The following is a 14,559-nucleotide window of genomic DNA, read 5'->3' on the forward strand; positions in this document are numbered from 1 at the left end:
GTAATTGTGAGGAGTATAGCGACAGCCTAACGAGAAATCCAACATTCGACGGCATTTTTCGCTGCCGAACCGTCACTGGATCTGGCTATGCTTCGCGGACCGCCAGAAATGCGATCCTGAGATAAGAAGCGAGGCTCTACGAAGCCTTGTTGCTGATCAGCGTGCCGACTTTTTCGCCGCCGACAGCCCGGGCGATGTTACCCGCTTTGCGGTAATTGAAGACCAGAATCGGCATGTTGTGTTCCATGCAGTGAGCGATGGCCGTGCTGTCCATCACCCGCAGGTTCTGCTCGCGAACCGCGTTGTAAGTCAGCTCGCTGTAGAGCATCGCGTGCGGATTGCGTTCGGGATCGTCGCTGTACACCCCATCAACCTTCGTGGCCTTCATCAGAATCTGGGCTTCGAGCTCCATGGCGCGCTGCGCGGCAGCCGTGTCGGTAGTCACGAACGGACTTCCCGTACCAGCGGCGAGAATCACGATCCGACCTTTTTCCAGATGCCGTTTGGCGCGGCGGCGGATGTAAGGTTCGGCGACGCCATCCATGCGAATGGCCGTCATCGCGCGGGTCTGGCAACCGATGCTTTCGAGCGCATCTTGCAGGGCCAGAGCATTGATCACCGTGGCCAACATGCCCATGTAATGAGCGGTTGGCTCTTGAATGCCGGTGCGAGCCCCTTTGAACTGCGAGCCGCGCAGTATATTTCCTCCCCCCACCACCAGGCCGATCTGGCAACCCAGATCGTAGGCTTGCTTTACCTGGCCGGCGATATGCACGACCTCTTCGACACCAATCCCCCGCTCACCGGCATGGCTGAGGCTTTCGCCAGAGAGCTTGAGAATGATTCGTTTGAAGGCGGCAGTGGCCATAGGTAGAGATGAAGGTTTGAAGCGAGGAAGGAATGAAGAGAATCAGTAAACTGCACTGGCGATGAAGGCTCTTCGTCCCTTCATCGCTTTGTCTCTTCTTCCCTGCTAGTTAGGCCCAATCGCCCCCAGCTTCCTCTTCTTCCTCTTCATCTTCGTCGTCGTCCCAATCTTCATCGTCTTCTTCATCGTCCTCGTCGTCTTCCTCATCCTCATCATCGAAGTCTTCGTCGTCGACTTCTTCCCATTCGTCGTCGAAGTCTTCATCGGCGTCGTCGTCGTCGAGGTCGTCATCGTCCTCGTCGTCTTCTTCATCTTCTTCTAGTTCTTCGAGGTCGTCCTCTTCGTCGTCATCATCATCATCGACGTCTTCGTCCTCGAAATCCTCGTCTTCATCTTCCAGTCGCGGCGACACGGCGGTCTGCGACTGGACGATGGTCCGGGCCTTCCAGTCGGCGGCTTCTTCTTCGCCCAGCCAGAATCGATCCGGGGTCAAAACACTCACGGCGAACTCCTTCATGTGATGATACGAATGACTGCTACGTTGATTCGGTGTACGGTTCATCGGTTGCTGGTGAGAAAGAATCGACAGGCAAAGGCAGGTTTGGGTTCGCCGTCGCAAGGTGTTGCTGCGGCGACGTTTCCAAGCTGGCCGCCGCCCAGGCTCGCATTTCACGAGCCCGTGGGAGGTCGTCTAAATTCACCAGTCCGAATAATTGGAGGAACCGTTTGGTTGTGTTGTATAAGTAAGGTCGGCCTAGTTCTTCGCTGCGCGAGCCGATGCGAACGAGGTCTCGTTCCATCAGTTGGCGAATCACTTCGCCGCAGTTCACCCCGCGAATGGCCTCAATATCGGCCCGCGGAGTTGGTTGACGATAGGCAATTACCGCTAGCGTTTCCAGGGCGGGTGCCGACAATCTTAACTCCGGCGGCACGTGCCCCAGCCGACGCAGCCAGGAACTGAACAACCGGCGGGTCATCAGCTGAAAACCGCCAGCCACTTGTTCCACGCGAAAAGCCCTGCCGAGCCGATCGTAGTGTTCGTTCAAGTGGCGGATTAGTGTACGGGCTTCGCTGCCATCCGCCAAGTTGGCGTATTGGGCCAATTTTCGAGTATTTAAGGGCTCGCGGGCCAAAAATAAGACCGCCTCGAGCCGTTGCCTGGCGGCTTGCCGCAAGTCGCCTGTTTCTGCCGCCGCAATCTCAGTCAAAACGCCGTCAGCTAGGACAGGCCGGGCCGCGATAGGTTCACTCTTCCACGCCTGGGGAGCACGATACCGCGCAGCCATGCTCTGCAGTTGAATGGCTGGAATGGAAGAGGTCAGGCGCATCTCGATGTTCAGCTCCGCTGCGACTCTTTCAGCTCCGCTGTGTCTTACAGGCAAGATAAGCGGGAACAAACAACCCGGGCAAGACGGGGCAACCCGCCAATCTGCGGCCGAATGGGATGTGTCATTTTGTCGCGAGGCGGACGACTTTAAAGCAACCGATAACCCACCCGTTAGCAGGTGTTATAAAAGGTTATAGCCAAACCACAATAATTCGTCGCAACCTGTTGAACAGTATCGCGTTACGTAGAAATGAAAATGTAATAACCTGTTATAAAAACCGACGCCTGCGGCGCGCTGTGATGACGAGCGGGGTTGATCGCCGCTTCTTGGTCGGTCACGCCTTACGGATGAAATGTTCGGCGTAGCTGCGGACTTGTTTGCCGTTGAGAACGTGCACCATGCGGAGTTGCTGGATGGTGGCGTCGCTGAATTGGCCGAGGGGCAGATGTACAAATTTTTTCCCGTAGCGCTGACCAAGACGTCGCCAACCGGCGCCAGGTGGAGCAGCGGAAAGAAGTGCGATTTGCGGACAACTGCTATGGAGGCAGGCCGCGGCGAGGAGGCGTTCTTCGAGCGTTTCGGTAAAGTCGAGTTCGGGGTTCGTCCAAATGTCGGGAATGTGAATCGGCGGGAAGATCATCAGTGAGCCGCCGTAGGTGGCGAGCGCGATGCCAGGGCCGACCATTTCCTTGCTGAAGTCGGAGGCGAAAAAGGCTAACGTCGATTCCTCGTTGTGCTCTGCAAACCAAGTCGACCGCCAAGGATAATCGCGCGGATCGGCGGGAGCATCGAAGAGCATCACGCAGGTATCGAGTCGGCCACGAGCCGGAGGCAAGATCTTGACGAAGATCTTTTCCTCGTACCAATGCCGCAGCGTGTCGCGAATGTCGACGCCGTCCATGATGCTCGTGGTAAACGGTTCGGTGCGAGCCAGATCGGCCCCCATCACCGCGCGGGCGCGATCGAACAGATGCGCACGGAAGGTTTCGATCTGTTCGTCTTCCGGCGGCCAGCTGCACTGCGAGTACGGATTCCAGCGAAGTTGCCACTTGTCCTTTTCGGGCTTCTTCGGTTTGCGTTGCAATTGCAGCGTGTGCCAGGTCAGCGGCTGACCACCGAGGCGATTATCGAGCGCGACGATATCGCCGTTCGGCAGCCGCGCGTTTTCGATGCCGAAGGTGACTTGCGGATCGAGCGTGGGACTGGTGAAGTCATAATCGCGGGCCGTTTCGGCAACATGTACGGCAAAGGCATCACCGCAGGTTTGCTGCGCGCCGACTACGATGTCGTACAGGCTGGGAGTGAGACGACCGCCGATCAACGAGAGATTACGGAGATACTTCAAGCACTGCCGCAGCAAATTGGGCGTGATACGGCGGCTCCGTTTGCCGAAGTCGGCGCGATAGCGATCGCGGGCGACGAGGAGCAACTCTTTGATGCCGTCGATCGAGAGGTTTTCATCATCTTCGAGTTCGGCGCGCGCTCGTTCGTAAAGCGAGGTGATGAACGGCAGTTCGCCGAGCATAAAGAGGAGCGTCGGCGCATTGACCGAGTAGCTCTCGGCTTCGCTGACGTTTTCGTCCTCGGCGATGGGCTCGGTGCGTTCATTAAAAGCATCGCGGATCCAAGGCCAATCGGTAAGCGCGCACAGGGCCAGAATTCTTTTGTGCCTGCGAGTCAGTTCGTGCAAGCGGGCGGCCATATGCACGATGCGAGCCTGATGCTGTTCCGATTGGGGCGGCCGTGTGATCGGTAAGGTCGCGGCGGCGAATTGCTCGAGCGAGACTTTTTTCAGTGCATACGGATCAGGCAGAACCGCCGTCGGCGGCTCAAAGATATTCGTCTCGAGATCAATGAAGGCCCGCGGCAGATTTTTGGAGATGGCCGAACGGAGCGCGGAAATCACCGGCTGACAGGGATCGATCGGCACGAAGCTGCAGCGGTCTTCGTCTTCACCGGCGTCGTTGCTGAGAAAATTAGAGAGCGCCGGTTGAAAGATCGCCCCCGGAACCGGCAAGCGGTCGATCGCGGTTTCCACGCCGTCCTGGAACGACGGCGGGAGCGGAACCACGAGGCAATCGAACTTTTGTTCGAGCATCAGCCGACGGACGGCAATGGCGAAATCGCCACTGCCGTGCAAAACCGGAACGAGCGTGATGTGCGGGCCGAGTTGGAGCGCGGAAGTCATACGTTCCTATTTAGCATGTTACGCATTCGCTTTGGCGATCGCTTCCTTGGCGACATCCAGGCACTGCTTCATGTCGCTGATCGGATCTTTCGGATTGGCTTCGTATTCGAGGGCCAACGAACCATCGGCGGGGAATTTGATCTTCTTTAGCGCCTTGAACAGGCCGACCACATCGAGGTGCCCCTTGCCGATGACGACGTTGCTCGACTTCGGCGTGTTCGACTCTTTTTCGTCCTTGATGTGCACACCGAACACGCGATCGCCGAGCTCGAGAACGCACTTCACCGGATCTTCGCCGCTGCGAATGAAGTGGCCGCAGTCGACGCACGAGCCGAAGTTCTTGTGGCGACCTTCGACGGCTTTCTTGACGCTTTCGAGCTTGTCGAACAGCGCGCCCGGGCCGTGATTGTGAATGGCGATGCGGATATCGTACTCGGCGACGAGCTTGTCGAGGCTGTCGTACGAGTCGGGCGTGGGATTGGCCGTAATCACACGGACGCCGATCTTCTTGGCAAAGTCGAACAGCTTGCGGTTGGCTTCGTGATCCTTGCCAAAGCCATGCACGCCGTGGCCCGAGAGCTTGATGTCGGCATCTTTGAGGAGCTTTTGCGTCTCGGCGATTTTTTCGTCGGTGGCTTTGGCATCGAGATGCTTGTTGAAGAACTCGGCGTAGTGCAGACCCATGCCTTGCAAGTGCCGGACGGCGGCGACGACGTCGAAGTCACGCAGCGAGTAGCTCTGCGCACCGAGCGGAAAACCGCCCCACGGATCATCGGCCAGCAGATTGGCCTTGGCGAGGACTTGCGGGACGTCGAACCAGGTAGCTCCGGCCGCAGCAGCGGCAGAGATGGCGAGAAAGCGTCGGCGGGAGAGGGACATGGATGTTGGCCTTGTGACTGATTGGAAAGGGAATGAACCGCCGCATTATGGGTTGCACGGCGGTGGTTCTCAATCAGTGCTAGCGGGCCGCGGCGAGCGAGTAAGAGATTTTGGTGGTGCTGGCAAATTGCGGCGACGTTCTCTCTTTGGGGAAAAATGACGATTGTAGCGGAAGTTCTGGTTTTACGCGTTGTGCCGAACCGATAGGAGATTCCGAGCCGAGATTGCGCGGCATTGGCTGACGTTGCCGATGAGCGAAATCTGGGCGGAGCAAATGCAAGCACAAAAGACTCGACGACGCGTGACGCGCGGGCCATCGCCCGTGAGTCAGAACGTGGTCAGGCACTAGGAAAATCCTATGAGCCGCGGAGATTCGCCGATGAACTGTCGCTGGGCGTGGATGTTGCCCGTGCTATCGATTTTCACCATGTTGCTGAGCGACTCGAGCGCGCACGCCCAAGGTATGCCGCCTGGTCCAGGCGGTCCGCCGCCGGGCATGATGGGTCCGGGCGGACCCGGCATGGGTCCAGGCATGATGGGGCCTAGCCCCGGCATGTACGACCCCGACTCGATGGGCGGCATGGGCATGTCAGGTCCCGCCGACGGCGGGCCTGGTATGGACTGTGGTCCGGATGGCGGCCGCATGTGCAACGGCCTGCTCGGCGACATCCTGGGCATCCTCGCTCCCTACGGCGATGGCGGATGTGCCGCGCCACGGTGGTTCGACATCGATGTCGGCGTGATGGTGCTGAAGCGTGATAACACGGGCTTCAACATACCGTTTGCCTCGGAAAATCCCGGCGTGAACAACGTCGTGCTCGACACCGACGATCTCAATTTCAATTACTCGACCAGCTTCAAGCTGACCTCGATGATTCAATGGGGTCCCGGCAGCGACGTCGAGTTCACCTACTACGGCCTCTTCGGCTGGACGTCGTTTGCCCAGGTGCAAAGCAACGGCAACCTGTTCTCACCGTACAGCCAGTTCGGTACGAATCCAGCCGGTGGTTTTCCGGAAGTCGATGGAGCCGACTTGGCATCGATCCGCTACTTCAGCACGTTCAACAACTACGAAGTGAACTACCGCCAACGTTGGCAATCGCCCAACTGCCGGTACCAAGGCTCGTGGTTGTACGGCTTCCGCTACTTCCAGCTCGACGAAGACTTCAACTACCGCACGGCCGTCGATACCGACGCCAACGGCGTGGATGACACCTTCACCCGCTCGAACGTCAACGTCAACAACGCGATGCCCGGCATGCAAATCGGCGGCGACGTCTGGATCTGCTTGCTCCCTGGTTTGCGAATTGGTGGCGAAGGCAAGTTCGCCTTGCTCGGCCAACATTCCAATATCAACAACACCATCGCTGTGGTCGATCCCGGTGGCGTGACGCGGTTCAACGACAGCCTGAAGGTGGGCGATGTCGCCTTCCTCGGTGATCTGGCCGCTTATGCGACCTACCGCATCAACTACCACTGGACGTTCAAGGCCGGCATCCAAGCGTTGTACCTTGACGGTGCTGCACTCGCCGCCGAAAACTTCAACCCGAACCCGCCGAACATCTTCCTGCCAGGGCCGGCTCCGGTTCGCCAGAATGTCGCTCACGAAAACGGCGATGTCCTCTGGTACGGTTATACGGCCAGCCTCGAATACCTGTGGTAAGCTTGCCGCTGGTAAACACTGCTAACTGAATTGCGAATCTCAAACGCCCCGCGAATCAACTCGCGGGGTGTTTTTGTTTCTTGCCACTGATGCTCGCTGGCAACGTGTAAAATGCCGGTCGTGAACCTATCGTCAAACAGTGAGGCCGAGGCGTGATTCTGCACGTTGACATGGACGCTTTCTATGCGTCGGTTGAAGAACGTGAAGATCCGCGACTCGTCGGCCAGCCGGTGATCGTGGGCGGCGCTGCCGCGGGCCGCGGTGTGGTGGCGGCTGCCAACTACGAAGCTCGCAAGTACGGCGTGCACAGCGCCATGGCTTCGGCGCGAGCTTATCGGCTGTGTCCGCAAGCCGTCGTCATTCGGCCGCGGATTGATTTCTATGCGGCGGTGTCGCGGCAGATCCGCGAGATCTTTGCCCGCTATACGCCCATCATCGAGCCGTTGTCGCTCGACGAAGCTTTTCTCGATGTCCGCGGCAGCCTGTCGTTGTTCGGCTCGGCAGCAAAGATTGGCAAGATGATCAAGACGCAGATTCGCGACGAGCTGCGGCTGGTCGCCTCGATCGGCGTGGCGCCGAATAAGTTCCTCGCCAAGATCGCCAGCGATTTGCGAAAGCCCGACGCATTTGTCGTAGTTGAGCCAGACCAGGTCCAATCTTTTCTCGATCCGCTACCGGTGAGCCGCTTGTGGGGCGTCGGCAAAGTAACGCAGGGAACGTTTGCCCGCCTCGGCCTGCAAACCATCGACCAGTTGCGCAAGTTATCCGTCAAAGAACTGACCGCCATCATCGGCAGCGCGGGTGAGCACTACTGGCGTCTTGCGCAAGGCCTGGATGAGCGCGCCGTGGTGCCCGATCGCGAAGCGAAGTCGATCTCGAATGAGACGACTTTTGCGGAAGATATTCAGGACGACGAAGTGCTGCAGGATTGGCTGGCGGAGCTGGTCGATCAAGTGGCCCGCCGCCTGCGTAGCCATGATTTGAAGGGACGCACCATCGAAATCAAGATTCGCCATGCCGACTTTCAGACGCTCACTCGTTCGTTCACCCTGCGCGCGGCGACCAACATTACCAGCGAACTTTGGGACGCTGCGAAAACCTTGTTCGCCGACAAGATCGCCGGCCAGCATCCGCCGATCCGCCTGCTCGGCTTCGGCGTGCATGGCATCGGAGAAGCTGCAGCGCCCCGGCAGCAAGACTTATTCGGCGAAGACAACCGCGACAAGCAACGGCAACTCGATCAGGTGGCCGATCAAATCGTGGCTCGCTTCGGCAAGCAATCGTTGCGTCGCGGGCGAAATGCGAACCGGCCACAGTAGGCTGACGGCTCACTCCTTGGTCAGCCGTTGAAAAGTCACTATTCTGACTGGCGATGTCAGCATCGTGTCGCGTGAAAGTTTGCCGGAGAAAATCGCTATGACGTGGCTTTGTTTGCTGTGGGCCGTGGCGGTAAATCCCACGTTGCAGACACACTTCGTCGCCGACGAACCGGCGCTCGTCATTATCGACCAAGCCGGCAAAAAACAGTCCGTCACCGCTACGGAGTTCGGCAAGCTCGCGCGTCGGAAAGTCAAAGCCACCGACTACGCCAATGCCGAAACCGAGTTCGAGGGAGTCACACTCGCCGACCTGCTGCAATCGGCAGGCGTGGTGTTCGGCAAAGAGCTAAAGGGAAAGGGAGCGGCCACAGTGGTCGTGCTCGAGGCCAGCGATGGCTATCGCATTCCGATTACGCTGCTCGAGATCGACCCTGGCACCACGGAGCAAGTCGTGCTGGTCGCGGATCAGCGTGACGGCAAACCTTTGAGCGAGAAGGAAGGCCCTTTCCGTCTGGTGATTCCCGGTGATAAGCGGCAGATCCGCTGGATTCGGATGGTCCGCACCATTCGGCTGGTGAATCTGCAGGAACTGCCGCTGATCCCGACAGCACCTAAAGACGCCGCCAAGTAGCAAGCGATATAGTTCTCTCGCGCACACAGCACCTTTGAAATAGAAATGGCAATCATGAAGTTTCGTCGACTAGGTCGGACTAACTGGCAAGTGAGCGAAATCGGCTATGGCATGTGGGGGATGGCCGGCTGGACAGGTTCCGACCTGGACGAGGTGAATCGCGCGCTGCGTTACTCCGTGGAGCTCGGCTGCAATTTTTTCGACACAGCCTGGGGATATGGCGCCGGCAAGAGCGAAGCGATTCTCGGTCAGCTCGTGCGCGACTTTCCCGATCGCAAACTTTATACGGCGACCAAGATTCCGCCGAAGAACTGGAAATGGCCCAGCCGGCGCGAGTTTACGTTGGAGGATTGCTTCCCGCCTGAGCACATCGAAAAGTATGTCACCGATAGTTTGAAGAACGCCGGCCTGCCGTCGTTCGACTTGATGCAATTTCACACTTGGGAAGACAGCTGGTTGCAGGACGACCGTTGGTATCACAAGTTGTCCGACCTGAAATCGCAGGGGCTCTTTCACGCGATCGGCATTAGTCAGAACCGCTGGGAACCCTGGAATGGCGTGGCTGCGGTGAAGAGCGGGCTGATCGACTGCGTGCAGGTGATCTACAACATCTTCGATCAGAACCCCGTCGATGAACTCTTTCCTGCTTGTCGCGAGCACGACGTCGGTGTGATCGCACGCGTGCCGTTTGACGAAGGCACGCTGACGGGAACTTTGACGAAGCAATCGACCTGGCCAGCTGACGATTGGCGCAGCAGCTACTTCGTGCCGGAAAACCTGAACTCCAGTGTCGATCACGCCGAGGCGCTGCGTCCACTCGTTCCGGCAAACATGACGATGGCAGAGATGGCCCTCCGGTTCATTCTTTCCGAACCAACGGTCAGCACCATCATCCCTGGCATGCGATCGCTGAAGAACGTCGCAGCCAACATGGCCACTAGCGACGCCGGCGCGCTCGATGCGCAACTGCTCGGCCAACTCGCCGAGCATCGTTGGGACCGTCAGCCGACGGCGTGGTCGCAGTAGTTAGCGCCCGCAGGCGGCATTAAGATAGCGGCAACCATTCACCTCTCTCAGGAAGCTATTCCGATGAAACTTTCACGTCGTGACTTTGTTGAAAACGCCATCCTGGCCGCTACCGCTGCCCTGGCGACCGGCGCGGCCAAGAATGCCTTCGCTCAAGAAGAGTCTTCCGCCGCCAAGGTCGGTCCGAACGACAAACTGCGGGTCGCGGTCATCGGCGTGAACGGTCAGGGCGGCGGCCACATCGGCGAATGGGTCAAGAATCCCGATGTCGATCTGGTGGCGATTTGCGATGCTGATCCCGGCGCGTTCGGCCGGCGCGAAGGGCAATTCAAGGACCTGAAGAACCCGCCGAAGTATGTGCAGGACATTCGCAAGCTGCTCGAAGACAAGACCATCGATGCCGTTTCGATCGCTACGCCGAATCACTGGCACGCACTGATGGCCATTTGGGCGATGCAGGCCGGCAAGGATGTGTACGTTGAAAAGCCCTGCAGCCACAACGTGCAAGAAGGCCGCGTGATCACGCAGTGGGCTCGTAAGCTCGGCCGCATTTGCCAGATGGGCGTGCAGAGTCGCAGCATGACGGGCATGCGGCAGACGCTGGAGTTCGTCCACAGCGGCAAACTCGGCAAAGTGACTGCCGCTCACGCCATTTGTTATCGCCAGCGCGACAGCATCGGTCTGGTCGATACCGAAGCGCCGATTCCCAAGGGAATGGATTTCGATCTGTGGTGCGGCCCCGCGCCACATGTTGTGCCGAAGCGGAAGAAGCTGCACTACGACTGGCACTGGGTGCGTGCGACCGGCAACGGCGACCTCGGCAATCAAAACCCGCATGAACTCGACAAAGCCCGCTGGGGTCTCGGCAAACAAGAGTTGCCCAAACGTGTCGTCAGCCTCGGCGGCCGGCTCGGTTACATCGACAACGGCGACGTCGCCAACAGCCAGGTCACCATCTTTCAATGGGACGACGCGCTGCTGATCTCCGACGTCCGCGGCCTCCCGATCAAATCGCCAGTAACATTCGGCTTGCCCGGCGGCGGGCCGTTCAAAGGCGCCGCGAACATTTGGTACGGCACCGAGGGCTATGCGGTTGGTCCCAACTACACTTCGGGAGTCGCCTTCGATTACGACGGCAAAGAGCTCGGCAAATGGAGCGGCGGCAGCTACCAGGCCCACTTCGCCAACTTCGTGAAAGCGATCCGCAGCCGCAACCACAAGGACTTGCATCTCGACATCGAAGACGGCCACCTGTCGAGCGCTCTGGCCCACCTCGGCAACGTCTCATGGCAACTCGGCAAAGCAGTGCCCCTCGGCACTCGCCCCAGCATGCTCGCCGAAGACAAGCACGTGGTGAAAACACTCACCAGCTTCGAAGAGCACCTGAAGGAACACAACATCGACGTCACGAAGACACCGTTCGCGCTCGGCCAAGAGCTGGTCATCGATCCGAAGACGGAATTGTCGACCGACGACGCGGCGAACAAGTTGTTTACGCGCGAGTATCGGAAGGGATATGACTTGCCGCGGGTGTAGCTCGAAGTTGTGGCGAGTGCATCATGCTAGACTACGCGCGCTGGTTATCGGATTCCGCCTCCTTCCTCGACGCGATGCGCGGTTTGCCGGGCGATATTCAAATTGAGTTGAATATCGCCCCGCCAGTGGAACTGAGCGAACTTGCGTCGCTGCAGAACGCATCGCGGCTCCGCATCCCCACTTCGCTCAAGCAGTTTTGGATGCAAGGTTCGCGGCACGCGCGCGGCACTTACTCGTGGGATGCACCGGCAGCATTCCGCTCTCAGATCGAAGTGGCATTCTCGAATTGGTCATCGACGCACGTTTGGGGTGGTCCCGAGTTCACTCCTGCCGAGGATGTTTGCAGATTGACCCACGACCTAGTGAGTTGGTCAGAAGGATTTGGAGAGGAATACCCTCGCGACGCTCGCCTCTGGCTGCACTCCTTTCCGTTGATTCCTGCCGGCAACGGCGATCATGTCGGACTATACGTGCGCGACGACACCGACGACCCGCCGGTCGTATTCTTATGCCACGATGGTGGCAGCGCCATCATCGCGCCCAATTTGGATACGTTTCTGCGCCGCTGGGAAGATGTCGGTTACTTGGGGGTCGAATTCATTATGAATTTTTGCCGGCCCGAGCAGCAGTTTGCTCCTGCGGCATTTTCGATCGGCCGCGAGGCGGTCAGGTCTCTGCTCATGGGAGTAGCGAGAGCAGACCTCGTAAAGCCTGGGCACGCCATGACGCTCAAAGAGTGGCAGCAGTGCGTCGCCCCAGAACGGATGATCGATTGGCTTGAGGAGCGCGGCGCGCTGCACCAATCGCGACTGCGCGTCTATGCGTGCGCCTGCTGCCGGCGATTGTGGGATCGCTTGGGTACGTGGACTCAGCGAGCTTTGGAGGTGGCGGAACGCTACACGCGCGGCGAAGCGACGGAGAGCGAACTGCGCGAAGCCCAGAAATGGCTATCAGAAGGCGACTCAGGCAAGCAAATTCAGCAGCAGTTTCCGCCAGTGGAATTGATGCTTGGCAACGTCCTTAATTTCGTCGGCAATCCGAATGCAGAGAACCCCTTGGCAGATCCTGAATACGCTGCGGCCGTTGAACGCTTTACGGGGGCCATCCGCGACTCGGCTAACTTCAGCAAGACGCAGGGCCCGCTGCATGACATTGCGCACACAGCGATTATGGCCCACTCATGGATATCCCAGCGAATTACCTCGCACCTTGACGATCCTGAAATTGCCACCGAGCGCGCTGCGCATGCGGATCTGATCCGACAAGTATTTGCATTTCCATCCTGATTGATCGAAGTTGCTCACAAGCAGTCAGGCCAGGATCGACGCGATGCATTAACGTTTACTTTGTCGCTTTCACTGCCCCGTAACCCTCTTTGGGCTTGCCGTTTTCATCGAGCTTATCGCAAGCCCACAGCAAACCGCGGGCGACGAGGTCGAGATAAACAGGATCGCGCATCGTCGCGTTGCCGTGACCCAGCGTCGTGCCGAAGACTTTTCCCTTGCCGTAGGTGTTGGTCCAGATCACCACGTGATCTTTCTTCGTGTCTTCGCCATAGGACTTAGCAAGCGGAATCAGATTCGGCCAAAGCTTTTCGTTCTTGTAGAGTTCATCCATCGGGCTCACCCAGCCATCGGGAAAGCCCTTCATCACCGGATGGTCGGCGGCGAGGACTTTGATGGTCAGGTCGCGCGACTTCTCATGGCTCATCGAAGTCTGACCGATCGCTTGCCGCCATTCGTCGGTTTTCGCCGCGCGATAGCTGTGCGTCGAGCAATGCAGCATCACAGCGGGCACACCTTCGAAGTGCGGCTTGGCAATGCGTTCTACGTACTCGACGTCTTCGATGGCGCCATAGCACTCGTTGTGCAGAATTACATCAAAGCCTTTGGCCCAATCCGCATTGGCATAAATGCTAACCTTGTCGGTGCGATCCTTCCCCTCATGTACGATCTTCCACTCCACATTGGCCCGAGCAGTCAGTCCTTCGGAAAGAATCAACTTCTGCGCCTCATAGTCATGGCAGCAACCGCCGGTGACCATGAGCACGCGAATGGGCTTCGCGTCTTGCGCGCAAACCGGCGAACCGAATTGCCCTGCCAGAAAACTTGCCAGCGCCGCAGCAAGGCACAACGATCGAAGCAACGAAGAGGTGAATTTCATTTGCGCAGACTCGGATGAAGACAGAGAGCGAATTGCAATACGACGATTGCCGTAATGTACACTCGGCGAACGCGCAAGACAGGCCTAGCTCAGCGCCTGCATCAGTTCAGCCACGCGCCGCGGATCCACCGGACTCGTCGCGCGACCATCGACCTTGAGCGCCGAACCCACGATCGCGGCCGAAGCAATTCCGCGCATGGAAGAAATCGTCGCCGCGTTGACACCGCTGCCGAGAATAACGGGACAACCTTCGGCGGCGGACTTCACTTGCTCGAGATCCTCGCGTTCGATCGCTGCGCCGGTGCTACGGCCGGTGACGATCACTGCGTCGGAATGCGCGCGGTGGACAAGGTCGGCCACTTCGTCGGTGATCGGCCGCGGCGCGAGGGGCACCGAGTGTTTCACATCGACATCGGCCCAGATCTGTACCTGCCCGGCGTTCAAGCGGCGACGTTCGCGCAATACCTCATGCGCGCCGCCTTGAATGATTCCCTGATCGGTCACGCGGGCGCCGCTGAGAACGTTCACCCGAATAAATTCGCCACCAGCCGCGGCTGCAACGGCGAGCGCCGAAACGCCGTCGTTACGCAACACATTCACTCCGCAGGGAATCGCAGGCCCTGCGAGCTCTTTGATCTTGGCAAACAGCCAAGTCAACTGCGCGACTGTGGCCGGTGGATTCGGCCCGGGATAGAACGGCGTGTCGCCGAAATTCTCGATCATCAGCCCGGGAACGCCGCCTGTGAGTAGCGCTTCCGCATCCCTCAGCGCGAGGTCGAGAATCTTAGTGAGCGGCAATTCGTTGCGCGGCGCACCCGGAAGCGGCGGCAGATGAACCATGCCGATGACCGGCAGCGGCAGGTGTTTCCAAGCAGAGAGCGGCATTCATTTTCTCGCAAGTTCGTGTGCTCCCATTGTAATGCCAGCGGTCAGCGCGTGGTCGTCGTCGAGTCACTCA

13 protein-coding genes are annotated in these 14,559 nt (G+C 58.7%); 6 read left to right on the forward strand and 7 right to left on the reverse strand.

Annotated elements, in window-relative coordinates; genetic code table 11:
• Window positions 1–136: 136 nt before the first annotated feature.
• The 5 genes from pyrH to M9Q49_RS12795 form a co-directional block, all read right to left on the reverse strand.
• On the reverse strand, window positions 137–868 hold the full coding sequence (gene pyrH / locus M9Q49_RS12775) for a UMP kinase (RefSeq protein WP_254509133.1): 732 nt from the start codon (window positions 866–868) through the stop codon (window positions 137–139).
• A 109-nt stretch (window positions 869–977) separates the two neighbouring features.
• On the reverse strand, window positions 978–1,370 hold the full coding sequence (locus M9Q49_RS12780; protein WP_254509134.1) for a hypothetical protein: 393 nt from the start codon (window positions 1,368–1,370) through the stop codon (window positions 978–980).
• A gap of 34 nt (window positions 1,371–1,404) precedes the next feature.
• Window positions 1,405–1,971, reverse strand: a complete 567-nt coding sequence (gene scpB, locus M9Q49_RS12785) for an SMC-Scp complex subunit ScpB (RefSeq protein WP_254509135.1) — start codon at window positions 1,969–1,971, stop codon at window positions 1,405–1,407.
• Window positions 1,972–2,530: 559 nt separating this feature from the next.
• Window positions 2,531–4,384, reverse strand: coding sequence for a hypothetical protein (locus tag M9Q49_RS12790; RefSeq protein ID WP_254509136.1), 1,854 nt, complete (start codon window positions 4,382–4,384; stop codon window positions 2,531–2,533).
• 18 nt (window positions 4,385–4,402) lie between these two features.
• On the reverse strand, window positions 4,403–5,263 hold the full coding sequence (locus tag M9Q49_RS12795) for a sugar phosphate isomerase/epimerase family protein (protein ID WP_254509137.1): 861 nt from the start codon (window positions 5,261–5,263) through the stop codon (window positions 4,403–4,405).
• Between the two features lie 379 nt (window positions 5,264–5,642).
• Between M9Q49_RS12795 and M9Q49_RS12800 the strand changes: the two genes are divergently transcribed.
• The 6 genes from M9Q49_RS12800 (at window position 5,643) to M9Q49_RS12825 (ending at window position 12,724) form a co-directional block, all read left to right on the forward strand.
• On the forward strand, window positions 5,643–6,926 hold the full coding sequence (locus tag M9Q49_RS12800; RefSeq protein ID WP_254509138.1) for a hypothetical protein: 1,284 nt from the start codon (window positions 5,643–5,645) through the stop codon (window positions 6,924–6,926).
• A gap of 152 nt (window positions 6,927–7,078) precedes the next feature.
• Window positions 7,079–8,245: a DNA polymerase IV gene (dinB, locus tag M9Q49_RS12805; RefSeq protein ID WP_254509139.1), complete on the forward strand. Its 1,167-nt coding sequence runs from the start codon at window positions 7,079–7,081 to the stop codon at window positions 8,243–8,245.
• 97 nt (window positions 8,246–8,342) lie between these two features.
• Entirely contained in the window at window positions 8,343–8,876 is a 534-nt protein-coding gene (locus M9Q49_RS12810) for a molybdopterin-dependent oxidoreductase (protein WP_254509140.1), read from the forward strand.
• Window positions 8,877–8,930: 54 nt separating this feature from the next.
• Window positions 8,931–9,902 (forward strand): aldo/keto reductase, encoded by a 972-nt coding sequence (locus M9Q49_RS12815; protein WP_254509141.1) that lies wholly within the window; start codon window positions 8,931–8,933, stop codon window positions 9,900–9,902.
• A 63-nt stretch (window positions 9,903–9,965) separates the two neighbouring features.
• Window positions 9,966–11,438: a Gfo/Idh/MocA family protein gene (locus tag M9Q49_RS12820; protein ID WP_254509142.1), complete on the forward strand. Its 1,473-nt coding sequence runs from the start codon at window positions 9,966–9,968 to the stop codon at window positions 11,436–11,438.
• Between the two features lie 23 nt (window positions 11,439–11,461).
• A complete protein-coding gene (locus tag M9Q49_RS12825; protein WP_254509143.1) occupies window positions 11,462–12,724 on the forward strand; it encodes an SMI1/KNR4 family protein in 1,263 nt (420 codons plus the stop codon).
• 55 nt (window positions 12,725–12,779) lie between these two features.
• On the opposite strand, the gene M9Q49_RS12830 is transcribed toward M9Q49_RS12825, so the two are convergent.
• Window positions 12,780–13,601 (reverse strand): ThuA domain-containing protein, encoded by an 822-nt coding sequence (locus tag M9Q49_RS12830; protein WP_254509144.1) that lies wholly within the window; start codon window positions 13,599–13,601, stop codon window positions 12,780–12,782.
• 84 nt (window positions 13,602–13,685) lie between these two features.
• On the reverse strand, window positions 13,686–14,486 hold the full coding sequence (locus M9Q49_RS12835; protein WP_254509145.1) for a BtpA/SgcQ family protein: 801 nt from the start codon (window positions 14,484–14,486) through the stop codon (window positions 13,686–13,688).
• Between the last annotated feature and the right edge of the window lie 73 nt (window positions 14,487–14,559).

This window comes from Anatilimnocola floriformis (assembly GCF_024256385.1).
Lineage (GTDB): Bacteria > Planctomycetota > Planctomycetia > Pirellulales > Pirellulaceae > Anatilimnocola > Anatilimnocola floriformis.